Below are 20,402 nucleotides of genomic sequence, written 5' to 3'. Positions count from 1 at the left end.
GCCCGTTCTTCTGGATCGCTGTCGCACATCACCTTTACGACGTTCTCGCTTACGCGGCGATGCGTGTCCTTGGATGCGGGCGCTTCGCTACAGCCTGCGACCGCAACCATGATTGCAACGGTGATCCCAATTCCCCTCATGGAAGCCTTATGCGCCTGGACCCCGGCGCCTGGCAAGCGGGGGCGATTATCCGACCGGCAAGCGTCCCTTCTCTAATATATAGAAACGCGCGCGATACCTTAGCCAGCGCGGCAGAAAACCTAGGATTTTAGTGGCATATGGCGTGCCGATTCCTTGACAGTCGGCGGTATTATGATACCTTTCCCGGCATGGCGTCGATCAGCGAAATCAAAGATTATTGGCAAGGGGTACGACGCCACCCGCCCCTTGTTCCATGCCCCGCGCTCGCTGGTCGGCGCCTATTCATCCGGGAGGCGAATCTTGCAGGCTATCCCCACTGACGGCCCCCTTGCCCGCATGTTTCGGGCAATGATCGAGCAGGCCGAGATGCAAAACCGGCACTGGGACAATCTGGCGCTGTTCCATTTCGCCGGGGTGATTGCCGATCACTACGACCTATCGGCCTGCGACGTTCTCGACGAAATCGAGACCGCGCCCGCTTCCATCATCGAGAACGCCCGCAATCCTCAGGGTCTGACGGCTGTCGCCTTCTACCTCGCCTCGTCTCTCGGGGTTGAGGACGGGACGGCGCTTCTCCCCACAATCCATTAGGAGCCTCACGAATGTCCGAAATCAATTGGGGACTGCTACAGCCTGTCGATGCTGGCGCCGCCTTTCTGAAAGGCTGGGAGCAGGGCGAAGCCCGCCGTGCCAAGGCGATGACGGGCGAGGCGCTGAACGCACTCCTGCAAGACCCCAACGGGGCGAGCGCGCAAATCAATGCCCTTGCCAAGGTCGCGCCCGACAAGGCCGTTGCGTTGCTCCAGCTCCAGCAAAAGCAGCAGGACCGCCAACGCGACGTGCAATATCGGGACGCACAGGCCTCCTACGTGTCAACGTTCGGGCCGATCAATGCGTTGATGCCGCGTGACAGCGCAACCCTCAGCGCGGTCCCGCAGGGCGTTGCCGGGAGCGACGGCGCTCCTCCGATCAGCGCCGCGCCCCCGCCCCCTTCGGATTGGCAAGCTCGGCTTGGCCCCGAAGCCATGAAAGCGCTGACGTCGACAGCATCGGGCGGGGCCAACGGGATGCCCGAAACCGGCCCTGTGACGCCTTCGTTCGGCGGCCAGCCTTTGCAGAGCATTGATCCCAGTTCGGACCTTGGCGCTGCGCCCGCCCCCACTGCTGCACCCGCCCCGGCAACAATGCCAGCCGCAATCGCGACTGCGGCGCAGAGCCCGAACATGGAAACCCGCAACCGGGCGTTTCAGGCGATGCTCAAGATCGACCCGATGGCAGCAATGAAGATCGATAGCGAAATGCGGGACGCCGCGCTGGATCGGCTGGAGGATGCAAACAAGGCCTATCGCTTCGCCGTTGCCCGCCTGCCCTTGGTGAAGGACGAGGCCGGTTATCAGCAGACGTTGCAGCAGGTGGATGCCTTGCTGGCGCCGCTGGGCGTCAACATTCGCGAGACGGTGCCAGCCAACTATCCCGGCCCCGAAGGCACCCGACAGCTTCTGATGCAGGCGATGGAAGCGCAGGAGCAGCTTGCGGCAATCGACCGACGCTTCGAGGCAGAGGCCCACGTAGAAGACATGGAAGCCGATAACGAGCGGCAGGATCGCAACACCGACAACCTGATTGCCAACCGCGATGCGCGCACCGCTCAGGCTGCTGAGCGCGAACGCCGCATCGCCGCCGGGACTGGCGGGGGCAAGAAGGGGAAGCGTGGCAAGGGGTCAAAGGTCGGCGCGGCGACAATCGTCAACCCGACGACTGGGGAACGGATGGTGCTGAGCGGCGGCAAGTGGGTTCCGGCACGATGACGGAGGACTGCGCCCCGCACGAAATCGAGTGGCTTAAGCGCATGTCATCCGGTGACATGCACGCTGCCTTGACCCTCGTCTATCATTGCCTGTCGATAGCCGACAGCGGCGAGAGCGACCCATTGATTGCCACAGTTGAGGCTTTGGCCTTGGCCCGCGTCGTCGCAGCAACCGGGGACATGAAAGGCGTCGGGGCTGTCGTCTCGATCTGCGGACGGCTGGCCGACATACTCGACGCCGCCGATTGCGTAGGCCTTGCCAACGCCTACCGCGCCGAAGCCTTCGCGCTCGCGGACCTCGCGACGGACGCGCTGCCCCCCGCTGAATCCGATTCGATCATGGCGAGCCTCACGACAGCGGCTTGCGCTGCCAACCCGGAAACAATGGCAATTGCCGCAATTCAGCGCGCCAACTGGGCGCCCGCCTTCGAATGACAGCAAAGGACTAAAGCAAGATGACCGCACGCCAGCCGCAGACCCCGCATGAAGCTGCCATGCTTGACCCTCTGGGCCTGCTGTCCTTCCCCACGATGACCCGTTCGCGAGGCCTGTTCGGGTCCGCTGTCCGCCGTCCCTATGCGATGGCGCCGAGCCGTGCCGGTGCGAGCCTGCCGCCGCAATATGCCGGAACGCTGACGCCCTCTCCCGCTGTTTCCGATCCGAATGCCCCGCCGTCGATCGATCAAGCCCCGCCGCCGCCGGCCGATTGGCAACAGACCCTTGGCCCCGACATGATGGCTCAGCTTCCCAAGACGCTGGCACGCAACAGCACGCGGGTTGCCAATGGCGACACTACGCAGCCCCTTCAAACGGCGCCGCTGTTGCCTGCCCCGCCCATGCGCGCCGGGATGCTCGGTTCTCCTAATCGCCCGCTCGGCATGTTCGGGAACGCTGCCAGCCTGCCCATGTCGGAAAAGATCGCCAACGGTGCCACGCTCCCGATGGACGCGAACGGCAAGGGCAAGAAGGGCTTTGACTGGCGCATGGTCGCCGGGATCGTGGGCGATGCCCTGCTAGGCCTCAACGGGCAACAGCCGCTCTATGCCATGACGCGGATCAAGGAAAATCAGGCGATGGCGGATCACCAACGCCGCCTCGCCGAACAGCAGCAGGAATGGCAGTATCGGAATAGCCAGCCGGATTACGCCACGGTGGGCAATCGGCGTTTCGCTTACAATCCGGCCACCGGGGAATCTCAGACGCTCTACGTCGCTCCTAGCGAGGCGCAGGACTATGCGGCTGCGCTCGGGGCAGAGCCGGGGACGCAGGAATATGAAACCCTGATGGCCGACTATGTGCTTCGCCACAGCGGCCCCACAGCGACCGCGAACGCGATGCAGGAAGAGGACAACCGGCAGACGAACAGGATTGGCCTTGAGGGCGTCCGCCAGCAAAACCGGATCGGTATCGAGGGCGTACGGCAGGGCAACCGCATGTCGCTTCGTCGCTCCCCGACCTTCCGCGATACGCACCCCCGGCCTTCCGGCGCTGGTCGGGGCGCGAAGATCGTTCCGGGCGAAACCGTTATCGTCGGCCCCGGCGGCAAGCGCCAAGTGGTTCGCGGTGGCAAGTGGGTTGACGCTCAGTGAGCGACCTCCCCCCGCTTCCTCCGGGTTTCCAGATTGAGCGCCAGCCAAATCCGAAGCCGCGCAAGATGCGCTTGGATGATTACAATCCGGGTTCCGATATCGTGGATCTCGGCCCGGCGACCAATGGCCAGCTTCCGCCTATCCCGAACGGGTTTCGCCTTGAGGCGACCGGCGAGGTTGTGGACGGCGACACGCTCCGGCTTGCGCCGTCCAATGGCACGCCGCAACGTAACGCGCGCGTGCTCGGCTATGATGCTTGGGAGAGCGGGCAATTCGGCTATCGCCCCGGTCGCGGCCCTATCGCGATAGGCCAGCAATCAACGACGGCGCTGGATGGGCTCATTACTCCCAAGACTTCGGTTTTCGGGATTGGCCGCGAGACTTATGGCCGCCCTGTTGTGTCCCTCCAGAATAACGGGGTCGATCCGGTCAACTCGCTCCTGATGGGCGGGCAAGGCTTGGCCGCGCCTGAGTATCTAAAAGACGATCCCCAGCGCCGTGCGGCGTACATGGAAAGCGAGCGCCTAGGCCGTCTCAATCTGCAAGGCGGTCACGGCGCGCAAACCATCACCCCCCGCGCCAATCGGCTTGCCGATCGATGGAATCTCAAGCTGCGACCTGACGAGGAAGTCCAGTTCAACAGCGATCTTCCCGACTTCCGGCCCGACTTCAAGCGCCTGACTAACGAGCAGGAACAGGAGTTTTACGGCTTCCTAGCCAGTAAGGCAGGCGACAAGAATTTCAGCCAGGCCGATCTTGATGCCTATTGGAAAGCCAAGGGCTATCAGGGCTCCACACCCGCCGATGAAAAGTTCATCGAGAGCATCCGCAACGGCGAGAGATATGGCGCGCTCGACTATTCGAGCTGGGATGCGCAGACCCTTCGCGATTTCAAGATGGAAGGCGCCTTTGCCGGGATGCGCCCCGAGATTCGGGAGGAGTATAATTCGTTCCTGCAATCGGCAACTAGCCCTGAGGCAATTCAGAAGTGGGGCGAGCAGTACGGGATGACGTTTGATCCCCGCGACCTGCGCGCGTTCGTGGAAGCGAAGGCCAAAGGCGGCAACCCGAACATCCCGATCCCGATCATCAACCCCGGAGACGGCGCGGGCGGTGCTGCCGGTCGCGGGTTCATCGACACGCTGGGCATTGCTGGCGAGGTCGGCGGGCTGGTGGATACGGTTGCCCCGCAATGGATGCAGGAAGCGGCACAGAGCGTTTCTGGAGGGTCTGAGGGCTTCAAGCACCGCGAAACGATCTACAACAGCGACCGGCCCTTTCTGGACATCGTGAACAACAACTGGCGCCAGAACGAATCGATCCTTGATTATGACGAGACGCGGCACCCCTATGCCCGTCTCGGTGGCCAGATTGTCGGCGGGATTTTCATCCCCGGTTCGGCTGGGGTTCGTGGGGCTTCCGGGTTCGCGAAGGCTGGCGCAATCGAGGGCGGTATCTACGGGTTCGGCTCGGGCGACGGCAGTCTAGGCACTCGCCTGATGAACGTGCCCCTGAACGCGATAGGCGGCGGCATCGGCGGCGCCGCTATCGGCAAGGGTATCGATCTTGCCGCACCCGTTCTTGGCAAGGCTGTGGGCCAATTTACCCGGCGAGCGCTACCAGAGGCGGCGAACGATCTCCCGCCCATTCCTCCGGGGTTCCAAGTCGAGACCCCTTCGCCCGCTAGCCCGATCATGCGGGCAGATATGGCAGCCGAGAGCGCCCCGGTCCTCAACGGCCCCCGCCTGCCCGATGTGATCGACGTCAACGCCAATCGCACCACGCGCCTGCTCGACGGGCCGACGGACGCGATGTTGCGGGCGAATGCGGCGGACGTGCGTCCTAACGACGTACTGCCGCGCCCCCGCGATGAGCTAACCCCCGAAGAGGCCGCGCAGCTTGGCCAAGGGCCTTACCCCGAAGTGAAGCCCGCCCGCGAGCGTGACTATCTTGAGACGCGGCAATTCCCCTCGCGCGCGAACCCTGACAACATGCTGAACCGGAAAGGCCCGCTTGATCTGGCGGCCTATGTACGTTCGCAAGGGGGCGTTGCGGACTTCCGGGGCGAGCTAAAGGCCGCTGGGCTGTCGAACGCTCCACGCAAGGGCGATGACTTTGCCGGGGGCGAGAATCGTCTAGGCCCGCTCCTGAACGACGAGAGCGGCAGCACGCTTGACGATATGGCACAGCGGGCATGGGAAGCGGGATATTTCCCCGATCACGCCACGCGCCCGACGATTGACGAATTTGTCACGGCCTTGGGGGACACATATCGCGGGGTCAATCGCACGTTCCGGCCCGACGACTTCGCCGAGATCGACGCCTTCAACGCAGCCCGCGATCAGCGGCTTGCAGTCGAGCGGTCGCGGCAGGAAGGCGCGCCGCTGGCTGAGGACATGGGCCAGCCTGCAACCCTTGATGACATTATTGCCAACACCCCGCCCGCCACCGAGTTTGCGGATTGGGGCAATGCCGTCGCGGGCAAGGTCGGCAACATTCGCGTCGATAAGCTCAATTCGTCCGAGGACATTCAGCGGGCCATTGAATCGGCCCGCCGAGTGGCTGGCGGTTTCGATGCCGCAACGAGGGGTCGGATCGCTCAAGCCGAAACGCGGGCGCTCGCACAGAGTCGCGGCCTTACGGTCGAGGAACTGCTGACCCGGCGCAAAGGACAGGCCTACAATGCCGAAGATGCCTACGCCGCTCGCCTGCTCGAAGCGAAGTCGTCTGATGAACTGGTGAAGATGGCGAAGCGCCTAAAGCGCATGGGCGATGATCCCGGCGCTGAGGCGAAAGCCGGATTTATGCAGGCGGTCATGCGTCACGCAGCCATTATGGAACATGGGGCAGCGATCAGGGCGGAAGCTGGGCGCGCGCTGGCTCAATTCAAGATGGTCGCCGATAGTAAGGAAATCCCCGGCCGCGTCCTTGAGGCGCTGGTTAACCGGCACGGCGGCAGCCAGCGTGTTGCCGACCTCGCCGACGCCATTATTGATCTGGAGCGCGACCCTGCCAGTCTCAACCTGTTCGTCGAGAAAGCGAGCAAGCCGCGGTTTCGGGACAAGGCGATTGAGCTATATTACAATTGGCTCCTGAGCGGCCCGCAAACCCATGCCGTCAATATGCTATCCAATACCCTCACGTCGATCGGTCAGCTTCCCGAAACCGCTGTTGCCGCCAGCGTCGGGGCTGCGCGCCGCGCCATCTCGCGCGAGGTGGCGGATCGCGTCACCTTCTCAGAAGTCGGCGCGCGCGCGACTGGCATGTTGCAGGGTGCGAAAGAGGGCTTGATTGAAATCGCCAAGCGGTTCCGAAAGCAGGACGGCGACCCCTCTGGCCTGTGGGCTACCGCAAAGCGCTGGGGCAACGCTGTTGCCGACGTTGAGCCTTCGGACATGATTACCAAAGTCGAAGGACAGGGGCAGCACGCCATTAGCGGGGTCAAGGGGAAGATTGCCCGCCTCCCCTCCTCGGCGCTCACCGCAGAAGATGAATTTTTCAAGGCTATGGCCCGCCGTTCCGAGCTTCATGTTCTTGCCATGCGCAAGGCGAGGCAGGAAGGGCTCAAGGGGCAACAGGCGAAAGACCGCGCTGCCGAATTGATCTTCAATCCGAGCGACGAGATGATGGCCGATGTTCTGGATTACGCCCGCTATCTGACGTTTCAGCGCCCGCTTGGCCCGGTTGCGTCCAAGGTGTCGGCCATGACCAATGACATGCCGGTCCTGAAACTGATCCTGCCGTTCGTCCGCACGCCTACCAACCTTATGAAATTCTCGGTCGAGCGTTCGCCTTTGGCGCCCCTGCTGCGCGAATGGCGAAAGGACTTTGCTGCCGGGGGAGCGCGGCGCGACACAGCGATTGCCAGGGCGATTGTCGGCTCGTCGGTCGGGGCGGTCGTTGCGGAGCTTGCCGGGAAAGGTCTGATCACCGGGGCGGCCCCCTCGGATCGCAACGCCAAGGGCCTGAAATATGCCGATGGCTGGCAACCCTACTCGATCAAGATTGGCGACAAATTTTATTCTTACAAGCGGCTTGATCCTTTCGCTCTGACTATTGGCGCGGCCGCCGACCTCGCCACCTTGCAGGACGGCATGACGGACACGCAGCGCGAAATGGGCGCGTCTCGCGTCGTGGCCTCGATCATGGGGCAGCTTTCGGACAAGACGTGGCTCTCAGGGATTTCGAGCTTGGTCGAGGCGCTGGAAGACCCTGACCGGAGCGCGGGCACGTTCGTCAACCGGACGCTCGGCACGGTTGTTCCTACCGGCGTTGCACAAGTTGCGCGCACGCTCGATCCTACGGCTCGTGAAACTCCCGACGCGCTCAGCTATATCCAGTCGCGCATCCCCGGCCTGTCTGACAATCTCCTGCCCAAGCGGGATGTATGGGGCCAGCCTATCGTCAACGAAGGCGGCGTCGGCCCCGATATCATTTCGCCGATCTGGACCAGTACCGACCGCAAAGACGCGATCACCGACGAGGCGCTGCGGGTGGGTGCCACCGTCTCCCCGCCTTCGCGAACTGTCGGGGGCGAAAAGCTGAGCGGGCCGGTTTACGACCGATACCAGCAAGTCACCGGCCAGCTCGCACGCCGCTGGGTGGGCGACGTCATCAATAGCCCCGAATATCAGGCGATGCCGAGCGACGATCAGGCCGAAGCAATAGAAAAAGCGATGACCGCTGCCCGCAAGGCCGCGCGCGCTCATGTCCTCGGTGGTGAGCCGCTGGCGACGGAGCGCCCGACGAAGAAAGGCCGACGCAATGCCCCGGCTGTTTTGCCTCCGATCCCCGAAGGGTTCCAGATTGCGCAATGAGTTGAGGGAAGCGGCGCGACGATCTGGCGGAGTGGATCGGCTGAGCCGATAATCCAGCGGGGGCCTTCTTCGGTCGGCGCTCGCTTCCCCTGCCCAACCCTATAGCTGAAACCTTCTCATTGATGAAGTCGATTAATGAGCGCAATTCAATCGTTATTCTCGATAAGATACATTGCGACCCCGGCCGTGGCTCAAAGCGCCCGGTGCAATCCGTGTGTAATCGCGCCGGGAATTACACAGACGTTTCGGGAATGTTCCAGCACCCCATCGGCGGGTGCGACTCGTGAGTTTGCCTGCCAATGGGGTGAACATAGAACGAGCCAGACAGTCTCCATGATAGACTTAAAATCTGCCGTCCTAGTGACATGCGGGTTCAAGTCCCGCCGTCCGCACCAAAGTCATATCGGGAGGTCGAATCGCCGCGGCCGCGTTTCGGCTCGCCTGACGCGCTCGATCCGGATCCGCCGGCCGACAGAGCGGCCACCACGGATACGACAAAGCCGTGGTCTTCGCTCCGGTGCCGTCCTAGGATAAGGCCATAATGCGCCCAATTCGTTCTGCTGTCGCCCTTCTGCTCGCCGCCTCCACCTCGCTCGCGCTCGCGAGTTGCGGGCTGTTCGGGTCGCGCGGGCCCGTGAAGATCGCGGCGATCGGATCGCTCAACCCCGCTTCCACGCCGCTGAGCGGGGAACTCTCGGCCGCCAATGCCGCCTTGCTCGACGCGTCGGCGCAAGGGCTCGTCGGTTTCGACGGCGATGGCCAGATCGACGTCGGGCTCGCCGATCGCTGGACGGTCACCGCCGACGGGCGCAGCTATATCTTCCGCATCCGCGAGGCCAAATGGACGAACGGGCGCAAGGTGATGGCGGAGGATGTCGCGGCGACGCTGCGCTCTTATCTCGCGCCCGCCAGCCGCAACCTGCTCAAGGATGATTTTCCCGAGATCGACACGATCAAGGCGATGACCGACAGCGTAATCGAAATCCGCCTGACCGTGCCGCAGCCGAACATGCTGGAATTGCTCGCGCAGCCGACGATGGCGATCGTCTACAAGGGGATGGGCTGGGGGCCCATGCGCGCGAAGCGGATCGGCCGCGCCGTGCTGCTGTCGCCCGTTCCCGACCCGCTCGCCGAAGATCCCGACGCGGCGGAGGCGGCGGCGAACGATCCCAAGGCGTCGATCGAACTTGTCGGTACCTCGCCGGAGGGCGCGCTCGCGCGGTTCAAGAACGGCTATGCCGACGGCGTCCTCGGCGGGCGCTTTTCGACCCTCCCCTATTTCATCGCCTCGGACATCGGCCGGTCGCGGCTGGTCGTCGATCCCGCGCCGGGGCTGTTCGGACTGGTCTTCACCCGCGCCGAAGGATTTCTCGCAATCGATGCTAACCGCGACGCGCTGTCGCGCGTCATTCGGCGCGAGCGGCTGGTCGACGCCTTCGGGCTCGCCGAATGGCAATCGCAGGTCGCGATGCGCCCCACCGCGCACCGCCGCGACGGCGGCCCGGCACCGATCCCGCCGGCCTGGAACGATTATGACGATCCCTCGCGCCTCGTGCAGGCGCAGCGCGTGGTCAACGCCTGGCGCAGCGGGGGACGTGCGATCGATCCGCTGCGCATCGCGGTTCCCGACACGCCGGGCGGCCGCATCCTCTACGCCTATGTCGCGGCAGATATCGCGCGGCTGGGGATCGAGACGCGGCGCGTCAACATGGCCTCGACATCCGACCTTCGCCTGATCGACGAGGTCGCGCCGAACGACGACGCGCTGTGGGCGCTGCGCCGCCTGTCGTGCCAGCGCGACACGCTGTGCAATCGCGAGGCGCAGGAACTGATCGACCAGGCGATGGCGAACATCGACGCGGGCCAGCGGGCCGAACAGGTCAGCGAAGCCGAAGCGGTGCTCGCGCGCTATACCCCCTTCATCGCGCTCGCCGCGCCGCTCCGCTGGTCGGTCGCCTCGCAGCGGCTGACCGGCCTGCGCCCGAACGCGCGCGGCGCGCACCCATTGAATCGCCTGATTACGCCCCCCAATTAATGTGGTGGCGCTTCACCCCCGAGCGCTTTTGAAAGGACCCGCATGGCCCCTTCGACTCCCAATCCCGACGCCATTTTCGACGCGCTGATTCAGAACCGGCGCGATCCCGCTTCGCTGCGCAAGCGGGTCGAGACGCTGGAAATGCTGCTCGAACGCAGCTTCGTCATTCCCGGCATCAACCGCCCAGTCGGCCTCGACGCGATCGTCGGCCTGGTTCCCGTCGTCGGCGATGTGATCACCGCGACGATGGGCGCTTATCTGATCTGGGAGGCGCGCAATCTCGGCATGTCGAAATGGCAGATCTGGCGGATGGTGGGCAATCTGGGCGTCGATACCGCGCTCGGCGCGGTGCCGCTCGTCGGCGATGCTTTCGACTTCCTGTTCCGCTCGAACACGCGCAACCTCAAGATCATCAAGAAGCATCTCGACAAGCATCATCCGGGCACGATCATCATCGATCAATAGGGTCGCCCTCCCCCTTCCCCTTGGGTGTCTGGTGGTGCTAGCACAGCGCTGCCATACGCGCCGCCATACCCCAGGGGAGAATTCCAAGACATGATCCGCGCTACCCTCGCCGCGCTTGCCCTCGGCTCCTCCCTCCTCGCGGCCGCCGCGGCGGCACAGGACACCCAAGATCCCTATCTCTGGCTCGAGGATATCGAAGGGCAAAAGGCTCTCGACTGGGTCAAAAAGGAAAATGCCGCCACCGACAAGCTGATCCGCGGCCGCCCCGGTTTCGAGAAGGACCGCGAACGCGCGAAGGCGATCCTCGACGACGACCGCCAGATCGCCGAACCGGGCGAGGTGATGGGCGACGCGATCACCAGCTTCTGGCGCGATGCCACCAATCCGCGCGGTATCTGGCGCCAGAGCCCGCTCGACGCCTATCTTGCGGGCAAGCCCGTCTGGACGACGCTGATCGACGTCGACGCGCTCGGCAAGGCCGAGAAGCAGAGCTGGGTCTGGCACGGCGCCGATTGCCTCGCCCCCGACTACAAGCGCTGCCTCGTCTCGATCAGCCCCGGCGGCACCGACGCCGATATCGTCCGCGAGTGGGACCGCACGACAAAAAGCTTCGTCGCGGACGGCTTCACCCTGCCGCAGGCGAAGAGCAGCGTGACATGGGAGAATGCCGACACCTTGCTCGTCGCGACCGACTATGGCGCAGGCAGCATGACCGCATCGGGCTATCCGCGGATCGTCAAGCGCTGGAAGCGGGGCACGCCGCTCTCGGCCGCCGTGACGGTCGCCGAGGGCGAACCCGCGGACGTCGGCATCAACGTCTTCGCCTTCATGGACGGCGACAAGCGCTGGACGATGATCAGCCGCAACAAGACCTTCTACACCAGCGACATCCTGTTGCCGCACCCCGGCGACGGCGATTTCGACCGCAGCGTCATCCCCGACACCGCCGACATCCGCGCGGTCATCGACGGTCAGGTGATCATCTTCCTCAACGAGCCCTACGCCGATTTCCCCGCGGGCTCGCTCCTCGCGCTGCCGCTCGATATCCTCGCCAGCGGCGGTCAGGTGCCCTTCGTGCCGGTGATGACGCCGACGAAATCGCAGGCGATCGAAAATGTCGCCGCGAGCAAGAATGTCCTGTGGGTGAAGGCACTCGACGATGTCGAGGGCAAGCTCTTCGCGCTGCGCCGCGACCAGCCGAACGGCCGCTGGAGCCAGACGGAAGTGCCGGTCGCCGCCAATGCAACGATGAGCATTGCCGGAACCGTCGACGACCGCGACCTCGCCTTTGTCACCGCCGAGACGATGCTGATGCCGCCGACGCTCTATGCCGTAGGCGAGAGCGGCGCGCCGCAGGTGGTGCAGAGCCTCCCCGCGACCTTCGATGCGAAGGACATGCGCGTCGAAAAGCGCTTCGCGACCTCGAAGGACGGCACCAAAATACCCTATTTCCTCGTCAGCAAGACAGGCGCGACCGGCCCGGTCCCCGCGCTTGTCCACGCCTATGGCGGCTTCCGCGCTGCGCAGACGCCGGGCTACCTCACCGGCCAGCCCTATCGCGCCGGCCCGCTCGGCCTGTTCTGGGTCGAGGACGGCAACGCCTATGTGCTCGCGAACATCCGCGGCGGCGGCGAATATGGCCCGGCATGGCACCAGGCGGCGCTGCGCGAGAAGCGTCAGAACAGCTTCGACGACCTCCATGCCGTCGCCGAGGATCTCGTCGCGACCGGCGTCAGCGCGAAGGGCAAGATCGCGATCTCGGGCCGTTCGAACGGCGGCGTCCTCGTCGGCGCGGCGATGGAGCAGCGGCCGGACCTTTACGGCGCCGTCATCTCGGGCTCGCCGCTCAAGGACATGCGCCGCTACAACAAGCTGCTCGCGGGCGCGTCGTGGGTTGCCGAATATGGCGATCCCGACAACCCCGACGACTGGACGTTCATGTCCAGATATTCGCCCTATCAGAACATCCGCAAGGGCGTGAAATATCCGCCGATCTTCCTCTATCTCTCGACCAAGGACGATCGTGTCCATCCCGGCCACGCGCGCAAATTTGCCGCGCGACTGACCGAATATGGCAACACGGTCTATTACCACGAATATCTGGAGGGCGGCCATTCGGTCGGCGCCGATCATGCCGAGGACGCGGTGCGCGCGGCGATGCTCCACGCCTTCCTGACGATGGAACTCGCCGGGAAGAAATAGGGTCGGCCCCTGCGGCGGGCACCGTCATTGGCTGGGTGGCGCTGCGCGCGGCCCGCCGCAGTCCCATCGCAGATTGCCTCCACCCGCAGGAATTTGGGGTTTCGCCCGCCGCATACTTTGGCAGTGACTTGTCATCGACCTGTCGCGATGGCAGGCAATCCGGCGATTACCGAAACAAGCCAGCGAGCCAAAACCCGATGACCCATATATTTCACGCCTCGATGCTCCGCGAATATGACATCCGCGGGGTGGTCGGCGACACGCTGTCGGCGGCCGACGCCTATGCGATCGGGCGCAGCTTCGCGACGCTGATCAAGCGTGCGGGGGGCAAGCGGATCGCCGTGGGCTATGACGGGCGCCTGTCGTCGCCGATGCTCGAGGCTGCCCTGGTCGAGGGGATCAACGCGGCGGGCATCGACGCGCTGCGCGTCGGGCTCGGCCCCACGCCGATGCTCTATTACGCCGCCTCAACCGAGGATGTGGACGGCGGCATACAGATAACCGGCAGCCACAATCCCCCCGACTATAACGGCTTCAAGATGGTGTTTCAGGGGCGTCCCTTTTTCGGCGCCGACATCCAGCGGATCGGCGAAATCGCCGCCGCCGGCGACTGGGAGGGCGGCGAAGGCACGTCGGAGAGCATCGACATCGTCGACGCCTATGTCGACCGCCTCGTCGAAGGCTTCGCCGGCGGCACCTTCCGCATCGGCTGGGACGCCGGCAACGGCGCGGCGGGCACGGTGATCGAAAAGCTCGCGGCGCGGCTTCCGGGCGAGCATCATCTTCTTTTTACCGACATCGACGGCCATTTCCCCAACCACCATCCCGATCCCACGGTCGAGGCCAATCTGGCCGACCTGCGCAAGCTGGTCGCGGAGAAGAGCCTCGATTTCGGCGTCGCTTTCGATGGAGACGGCGACCGCATCGGCGCGATCGACGGTCAGGGCCGCGTAATCTGGGGCGACCAGCTGCTCCAGATCTATGCCGAGGCCGCACTGCAGGAGATTCCCGGCGCGACGATCATCGCCGACGTGAAAGCGAGTCAGGCGCTGTTCGACCGCATCGCCGAAATGGGCGGCAAGCCGTTGATGTGGAAGACCGGCCACAGCCTGATCAAGGCGAAGATGAAGGAAACCGGCAGTCCGCTGGCGGGCGAGATGAGCGGGCACATCTTCTTCGCCGACCGCTATTACGGTTATGACGACGCGCCCTATGCCGCGGTGCGGCTGATCGAGGCGGCGCACAAGCTGGGCAAGAGCGTTACCGAACTGCGCGGCGACATGCCGGCGATGGTCAATACCCCCGAAATGCGCTTCCAGGTCGACGAGGTACGCAAGTTCGCCATTGTGGACGAGGTTCTCGCGCGGCTCACCTCGTCCGGGGCCAATGTCGACCGCACCGACGGCGCGCGCGTTATGACGAATGACGGCTGGTGGCTGCTTCGTGCGTCGAACACGCAGGACGTTCTCGTCGCGCGTGCCGAGGCGAAGGACGAAGCGGCGCTCGAACGGCTGATCGCGGCGATCGACGACCAGCTTGAACAGTCGGGTGTCGTGCGCGGCCCGCAAGCAGCGCACTGACCAACGCTTCCGTACCGTCTGGTTCCGGCTCGATCGGGCAGCGCGCGGCCTGATCATGGCGCGTCTTGCGCGGGATGTGCAGCGGCGGCAAAGTGCCGCGCTCGGGAGGGTATCACGCGTGGCCGCTATTACGATCGATCAAACCGGGCAGCCGCCGGTCGAGGCCAAGCCTTTTTACCGTCACCTCTATGTTCAGGTGCTCGCCGCGATCTTTTTCGGCGCGCTGATCGGTCATTTCTGGCCGGCGACAGGCGAAGCGCTGAAGCCCCTCGGCGACGCCTTCATCAAGCTGGTGAAGATGATCATCGCGCCGGTGATCTTCCTGACCCTCGTCACCGGTATCGCGGGGATGAGCGAACTGCGTTCGGTCGGCCGCGTCGCGGGTAAGGCCTTCATCTATTTCCTCTTCTTTTCGACACTCGCGTTGATCGTCGGGCTGGTGGTCGCCAATACGGTCCAGCCGGGCGCCGGCATGAATGTCGACCCCGCGACGCTCGATACCGCGGGGGTGAGCGGCTATGTCGAGAAGGCGGCGCACAACAGCATCGTCGATTTCCTGATGGCGATCATCCCGACCACGCTGATCTCGGCGCTGACGGGGGAATCGCTGCTGCAGGTGCTGCTGGTGTCGATCCTGTTCGGCATCGCGCTGTCGATGGTCGGCGAACCGGCCGCTCCCGTGCGCGACCTGTTCGAACGCGTCGGGCTGGTGGTCTTCAAGCTCGTCGGGATATTGATGCGCGCGGCGCCGATCGGCGCGTTCGGCGCGATGGCTTTCACGATCGGCAAATATGGCATCGAATCGCTCGCCAATCTCGCCGGGCTGGTCGCGACCTTCTACCTGACCTCGTTGATCTTCGTGCTCGTCGTGCTCGGCGCCGCGGCGCGGCTCGCGGGTTTCTCGCTCCTGAAGCTGATCCGCTACCTCAAGGCCGAACTGCTGCTGGTGCTCGGCACCTCGTCGTCCGAAAGCGCGCTGCCGAGCCTGATGGAGAAGATGGAGCGCGCGGGCTGCGCAAAGTCGGTCGTCGGGCTGGTCGTGCCGACCGGCTATTCGTTCAATCTCGACGGCACCAACATCTATATGACGCTCGCCGCGCTGTTCATCGCGCAGGCGTGCAACGTCGACCTGTCGCTCGGCGACCAGATCGCGCTGCTGCTGATCGCGATGATTTCGTCGAAGGGCGCCGCGGGCGTCACCGGCGCGGGCTTCATCACGCTGGCCGCGACGCTGTCGATCGTGCCGTCGGTCCCGGTCGCCGGCATGGCGCTGATCCTCGGCGTCGACCGCTTCATGTCGGAATGCCGCAGCCTCACGAATTTCATCGGCAACGCCGTCGCGACCGTCGTCGTCGCACGCTGGGACAATGCGCTCGACCGCGACCGGCTGCGGCGGGCGCTCGATGGCAATCCCCCTTCGACGCTTGCGGCGGCGCCAACCGAGCAAGACATGGATTAGGGTCAGGGCCCATTCATTCCACGTTCGAGGTTTGAAGCGATTTTGCTCAGGGCGAGGAGAAAAGGCGAAGGAATATGTCAATATTTCGAGACTTTTCGACGAAGCCATGGGCAAAATCGGTCAAATCCCGCAGGGACGCCGAAATGGCTTCGATCTCAGGCTCGCGCGACCTTGCGGGTAGCGATGCTACCCGCTGCACCCGCCCAGGCCCGATATCTTCGCCATTTCGACGCCTCGAACGTGGAATGAAGGGGTCCTGACCCTAGGGCCGCCAGGGCGAGGCGATCAGTCCAGACGGCCCGAATATCCGCTGTACCGCATCGGCGCCGGCTGCCGCTGCCTTGAGCGGCGCGGCGAGCGGATCGTCGATCGGGCGGTCGCTCCGCAGAAGGTCGATCCACGCGGCGACCGCCGTCTCCAGCGCCGGGCAACGCCCGCCCCGCGCCTGATGCCACGCCAGCGTTTCGAGCCAGCGCTGCGGAATCTTCTGACTGCCGTCCATCGCGATCTGGATCAGCCGGTGATGCAACGCCGGATTGGCGAAACGATCGAGAAGCGCATCGGCATAGGCGCCAAGATCCTGCCCCCGCGCCGCGTCGATCGTCGGTGCGGCTTCGACGCGCATCAGCCGTTCGATGACCGGGCGAATCGCGGGGTCGGCGATCGCCCGATGGACGAATTCATGCCCACTACCCAGCCCGATATAGGCGAGCGCCGAATGGGCGCCGTTGAGCATCCGCAGCTTTGCGGTCTCATAGGGCACGGCGTCGGCGACCAGTTCGGCGCCGACAGCTTCCCAGCGCGGGCGCGGGCCGGCAAAATCATCCTCGATCACCCACTGGCTGAAGTCTTCCGCGATGACCGCGCCCTCGTCACGGACGCCGAGCGCCGCTTCGACGGCGGCACGATCGGCGTCGGTTGTCGCGGGAACGATGCGGTCGACCATTGTCGCGGGGCAACGGCATTCGCGGTCGAACCAATCGATCAGATCGGGATGTTCGGCGGCGAGATACTGGCGCATCAGTGTCTGCAAGGCCGCACCATTGCCCGTGAGATTGTCGCAGCTGAGCAGGGTCAGGCCGGTCAGGCCAGCCGCCTTGCGTGCCGCCAGACCGGCGCCGGCGAAGCGGTAGAGGCTCGATGACCCCCGAGCAGCGTCCAGATCGAGCGAACCGCCGGGGCGGCGCATGTAGCCTTTCTCGGTGACGGTAAGGCTGACGATGTGCGTCGTTGGCGCGGCAATGGCATCGACAACCGCCTGCGGATCATCGGCCGCAACGATCACCTTTTGCACCGCACCGATCAGGCGCAGGGCGGTTCCTGCGGCGCTGCGCCTGCTCACCGTATAGAGCCCGTCCTGCGGGTTCAGCTGTGCGGCGACGTCGCCCGAGCGCAGCGATACGCCGATAATGCCCCAGTCGCGGTCGCCGGTCCCCATCGCAGCGTCGGTATAGAGTGCCTGATGCGCGCGGTGGAACGCGCCGATGCCGATATGGACGATTCCCGGCTTCTGATCCGCGCGGTCATAGTCCGGCACCTGCACCGACACAGGGAGCGGCGTCTGCGCCGACAGCCTCACAGCTTGTACGCGGCCTTGGCGAGATTGTAGCTCAGGTCGATCGCAAGCTCGGCCGCCTCCCATTCTTCCATCCGGTGCTCGGCGACGAGTCCGGCAAGGAAGCCGCAATCGATACGCCGCGCGACATCGTGGCGCGCCGGGATCGACAGGAAAGCCCGCGTGTCGTCGTTGAAGCCCACCAAATTGTAGAACCCCGCCGTCTCGGTCGTCTGGCTGCGGAACCGGCGCATCCCCTCGGGGCTGTCGTGGAACCACCACGCCGGGCCGAGCTTCAGCGCCGGATAATGGCCCGCGAGCGGCGCCAGCTCCCGCGCGTAACTTGTCTCGTCGAGGGTGAAGAGAATGATCGTGAGCCCCGCCTCATTGCCATAGCGGCCGAGCAGCGGACGCAGCGCATGGACATAATCGGTGCCCGTCGGGATATCGGCGCCCTTGTCGCGGCCATAATGCTCGAACAGCCAAGAGTTGTGATTGCGGAACGCGCCGGGGTGTATCTGCATGACGAGCCCGTCATCGAGGCTCATCCCCGCCATCACCGTCAGCATATGGGCACGGAACAGCTCGGCATCGGCGGGGCTGACCTCGGCGCCCGTAACGCGCGCGAACAGCGCCTCGGCCTCGGCGTCCGACAGGTCGGCGGTCGCTGCAGTCGGGTGGCCATGGTCGGTCGAGGTCGCACCCATCGCCGCAAAATAGGCGCGGCGATTGCGGTGCGCGGCAAGATAACCGGCGTAACTAAAGGCATCTTCGCCCGACAGCTCGGAGAAGCGCGCAAGATTGTCGCGGAAGCGCTCGAACTCGGGATCGACCACCGGATCGGGGCGATAGGCGGTAATGATACGCCCGCTCCATTCGCCGCTCGCATTGGCGGCGCGGATCGCGGCGTGATGATCCAGCGTATCGAGCGGGCTTTCGGTCGTCGCGATCACCTCGATCCCGAAGCGGTCGAACAGCGCGCGCGGGCGAAAGGGGTCGGTCGCCAGCGCCTCGGTGATGCGGTCGTAATAAAGGTCCGACGTCTCGGCCGAAAATTGTACGTCGAAACCGAAAACCTCGGCGAACACCCAGTCCATCCACATTCGCGAAGGGGTGCCGCGGAAAAGATGATAGTTGCGGGCGAACAACCGCCAGCTTTCGCGCGGATCGGCGTCGCGATTGCCGATGCCGAGCGCATCGAGCGATATGCCCTGCGAATAGAGCATCCGGAACAGATAATGGTCGGGATGCAGCAGCAGCTCCGCCGCATTGCCGAAGGGCGCGTTATCCGCGAACCAGCTTGGGTCGGTGTGCCCGTGCGGGCTGATGATCGGAAGGCTGGCCACCTCCGCGTACAATCGGCGCGCAATGTCGCGCTGCCCCGGATCGGACGGAAAGAGGCGGTCGGGATGCAGGGTCAGCGGACGCGTCATGCCGCGGCAGCTTCGCTCTCTATTGCAACGGGCGCAAGGCGCGGGGTGAGCAGGTGGATTGCCAGCACCGCGAGGAAATAGACCACCGTGCAGGCAGCGAAGATGATGGTGTAATTGCCCCCCGTCGCATCGAGCACCAGCCCGGTCGACTTTGCCATGATCATTCCGCCGATACCGCCCGCGAAACCGCCGAGCCCGACCACCGAACCGACTGCGCGTTTCGGGAACATGTCGGGCGGGATCGACAGGATCGTCGACGAAAAGGCCTGATGCCCCGCCAGCGCGATCCCGATGAGGAGAACCGCGAGCCACATATTGTCGAGCCCCGAGACGAACAGCAGCGGCAGCACGCAGCATCCCGCGCCCAGCATCGTCGCCTTGCGCGCGAAATTGACGCTGTGCCCCGTCTGGATCAACTTCGACGACACCCAGCCCCCCAGGATGCTGCCGGCGTCCGACAGCAGGTACATGACGACCATCGGCAGCAGCACGACCTTCAGGTCGACGTCATAGGTCGTGCTGAAATATTTCGGCAACCAGAAGAGCATCAGGAACCAGACCGGGTCCGTCAGGAACTTGCCCAGAGCATAGGCCCATGCCTCGCGCTTGGTGACGACCGCGCCCCAGCCGAGCCGCTCGATCTTCTCCGGCGGATCATGCTCGATCCACGCCAGTTCGGCGGCGCTGACCTTCCCGCTCTCGCGCGGATTGCTGTAGAGCCAGAGCCACAGGAGCAGCAGGACGACGCCGAACACACCGGTGACGATGAAGGTTTCACGCCAGTCGAAGCCGAGGATACGCATGAAGAGCGCGATCGTCGGGGCGGTCAGGATCACGCCGATCGTCGTCGCGCTGTTGACCCAGCCGATCGCGTAGGACCGCTCCTTTTGCGGAAACCACTCGCTCGACGCGCGGACGACCGCGGGGAAATGCCCCGCCTCGCCGACCCCCAGGATCACGCGCGCCATCATGAAGGAGACCACCGATGACGCGAAGCCGTGCGCGACATGGCCGATCGTCCAGATCGCGATCGCGATTCCATAGCCGATCTTCGGCCCGAAGCGGTCGATCAGCCAGCCCATGAGCAGGAAGCCGAGCGCATAGGCGGCCTGGAAGGCGGTGACGATGTTGCCATAGTCGTTCTCGCTCCACCCGAGCTCGTCGCCGAGCGTCGGCGCGAGCAGGCCGAGCATGGTGCGGTCGATATAGTTGACCGTCGTCGCGGCAAAGAGCACCGCCACGATCAGCCAGCGATAGCGACCCGTCCGCGGTACAGCGCCTTCGTCCGCGATTGCCTGTGCCATATATCTCTCCCGCTG

13 protein-coding genes and 1 tRNA gene are annotated in these 20,402 nt (G+C 64.6%); 11 read left to right on the top strand and 3 right to left on the bottom strand.

What is annotated here, in order from left to right; all coding sequences use genetic code 11:
- Window positions 1–489 precede the first annotated feature (489 nt).
- From QOL79_RS03800 to QOL79_RS03750, 11 genes are all read left to right on the top strand, one after another.
- Window positions 490–732 (top strand): hypothetical protein, encoded by a 243-nt coding sequence (locus QOL79_RS03800; protein WP_283418672.1) that lies wholly within the window; start codon window positions 490–492, stop codon window positions 730–732.
- Window positions 733–839: 107 nt separating this feature from the next.
- Window positions 840–1,949, top strand: coding sequence for a hypothetical protein (locus tag QOL79_RS03795; RefSeq protein WP_283418671.1), 1,110 nt, complete (start codon window positions 840–842; stop codon window positions 1,947–1,949).
- On the top strand, window positions 1,931–2,383 hold the full coding sequence (locus QOL79_RS03790; RefSeq protein WP_283418670.1) for a hypothetical protein: 453 nt from the start codon (window positions 1,931–1,933) through the stop codon (window positions 2,381–2,383). Before QOL79_RS03795 ends, QOL79_RS03790 begins: the two co-directional genes overlap by 19 nt.
- Before the next feature lie 296 nt (window positions 2,384–2,679).
- Complete coding sequence (locus QOL79_RS03785; protein ID WP_283418669.1) at window positions 2,680–3,537, top strand: hypothetical protein; 858 nt, start codon at window positions 2,680–2,682, stop codon at window positions 3,535–3,537.
- Window positions 3,534–8,354, top strand: coding sequence for a thermonuclease family protein (locus QOL79_RS03780; protein ID WP_283418668.1), 4,821 nt, complete (start codon window positions 3,534–3,536; stop codon window positions 8,352–8,354). The genes QOL79_RS03785 and QOL79_RS03780 overlap by 4 nt, the downstream gene beginning before the upstream one ends.
- Before the next feature lie 270 nt (window positions 8,355–8,624).
- Window positions 8,625–8,749 (top strand) — tRNA-Leu (locus QOL79_RS03775).
- 146 nt (window positions 8,750–8,895) lie between these two features.
- Window positions 8,896–10,389 (top strand): ABC transporter substrate-binding protein, encoded by a 1,494-nt coding sequence (locus QOL79_RS03770; RefSeq protein WP_283418667.1) that lies wholly within the window; start codon window positions 8,896–8,898, stop codon window positions 10,387–10,389.
- A 42-nt stretch (window positions 10,390–10,431) separates the two neighbouring features.
- Window positions 10,432–10,854 carry a DUF4112 domain-containing protein gene (locus tag QOL79_RS03765; protein WP_282947162.1) on the top strand — a complete coding sequence of 141 codons (423 nt, stop codon included), beginning with the start codon at window positions 10,432–10,434 and terminating at the stop codon, window positions 10,852–10,854.
- Window positions 10,855–10,944: 90 nt separating this feature from the next.
- Window positions 10,945–13,056 carry a prolyl oligopeptidase family serine peptidase gene (locus QOL79_RS03760; RefSeq protein WP_283418666.1) on the top strand — a complete coding sequence of 704 codons (2,112 nt, stop codon included), beginning with the start codon at window positions 10,945–10,947 and terminating at the stop codon, window positions 13,054–13,056.
- Window positions 13,057–13,253: 197 nt separating this feature from the next.
- Window positions 13,254–14,636, top strand: coding sequence for a phosphoglucomutase/phosphomannomutase PgmG (pgmG, locus tag QOL79_RS03755; RefSeq protein WP_283418665.1), 1,383 nt, complete (start codon window positions 13,254–13,256; stop codon window positions 14,634–14,636).
- 118 nt (window positions 14,637–14,754) lie between these two features.
- Window positions 14,755–16,095: a dicarboxylate/amino acid:cation symporter gene (locus tag QOL79_RS03750; RefSeq protein ID WP_502957467.1), complete on the top strand. Its 1,341-nt coding sequence runs from the start codon at window positions 14,755–14,757 to the stop codon at window positions 16,093–16,095.
- A 262-nt stretch (window positions 16,096–16,357) separates the two neighbouring features.
- Here the strand turns inward: QOL79_RS03750 and QOL79_RS03745 are convergent, their stop codons facing one another.
- Genes QOL79_RS03745 through QOL79_RS03735 form a run of 3 tightly spaced genes read right to left on the bottom strand, consistent with a single transcriptional unit; the run spans window position 16,358 to window position 20,387 of the window.
- Window positions 16,358–17,674: a mannitol dehydrogenase family protein gene (locus tag QOL79_RS03745; RefSeq protein WP_283418664.1), complete on the bottom strand. Its 1,317-nt coding sequence runs from the start codon at window positions 17,672–17,674 to the stop codon at window positions 16,358–16,360.
- Window positions 17,671–19,083: a glucuronate isomerase gene (gene uxaC / locus QOL79_RS03740; protein WP_282947152.1), complete on the bottom strand. Its 1,413-nt coding sequence runs from the start codon at window positions 19,081–19,083 to the stop codon at window positions 17,671–17,673. The genes QOL79_RS03745 and uxaC overlap by 4 nt, the downstream gene beginning before the upstream one ends.
- Complete coding sequence (locus QOL79_RS03735; RefSeq protein WP_283418663.1) at window positions 19,080–20,387, bottom strand: MFS transporter; 1,308 nt, start codon at window positions 20,385–20,387, stop codon at window positions 19,080–19,082. Before QOL79_RS03735 ends, uxaC begins: the two co-directional genes overlap by 4 nt.
- Window positions 20,388–20,402: the final 15 nt, after the last annotated feature.

Origin of the sequence: Sphingopyxis sp. Geo48 (assembly GCF_949769155.1) — a bacterium.
Taxonomy (GTDB): Bacteria; Pseudomonadota; Alphaproteobacteria; order Sphingomonadales; family Sphingomonadaceae; genus Sphingopyxis.
This window is presented reverse-complemented; position numbering and strand designations above follow the sequence as displayed.

Coding starts and splice junctions, on each gene's coding strand:
- QOL79_RS03800 (WP_283418672.1), top strand. CDS start 490: ATGATCGAGCAGGCCGAGATGCAAAACCGGCACTGGGACAATCTGGCG.
- QOL79_RS03795 (WP_283418671.1), top strand. CDS start 840: ATGACGGGCGAGGCGCTGAACGCACTCCTGCAAGACCCCAACGGGGCG.
- QOL79_RS03785 (WP_283418669.1), top strand. CDS start 2,680: ATGATGGCTCAGCTTCCCAAGACGCTGGCACGCAACAGCACGCGGGTT.
- QOL79_RS03770 (WP_283418667.1), top strand. CDS start 8,896: ATGCGCCCAATTCGTTCTGCTGTCGCCCTTCTGCTCGCCGCCTCCACC.
- QOL79_RS03765 (WP_282947162.1), top strand. CDS start 10,432: ATGGCCCCTTCGACTCCCAATCCCGACGCCATTTTCGACGCGCTGATT.
- QOL79_RS03760 (WP_283418666.1), top strand. CDS start 10,945: ATGATCCGCGCTACCCTCGCCGCGCTTGCCCTCGGCTCCTCCCTCCTC.
- pgmG (WP_283418665.1), top strand. CDS start 13,254: ATGACCCATATATTTCACGCCTCGATGCTCCGCGAATATGACATCCGC.
- uxaC (WP_282947152.1), bottom strand. CDS start 19,083: ATGACGCGTCCGCTGACCCTGCATCCCGACCGCCTCTTTCCGTCCGAT.
- QOL79_RS03735 (WP_283418663.1), bottom strand. CDS start 20,387: ATGGCACAGGCAATCGCGGACGAAGGCGCTGTACCGCGGACGGGTCGC.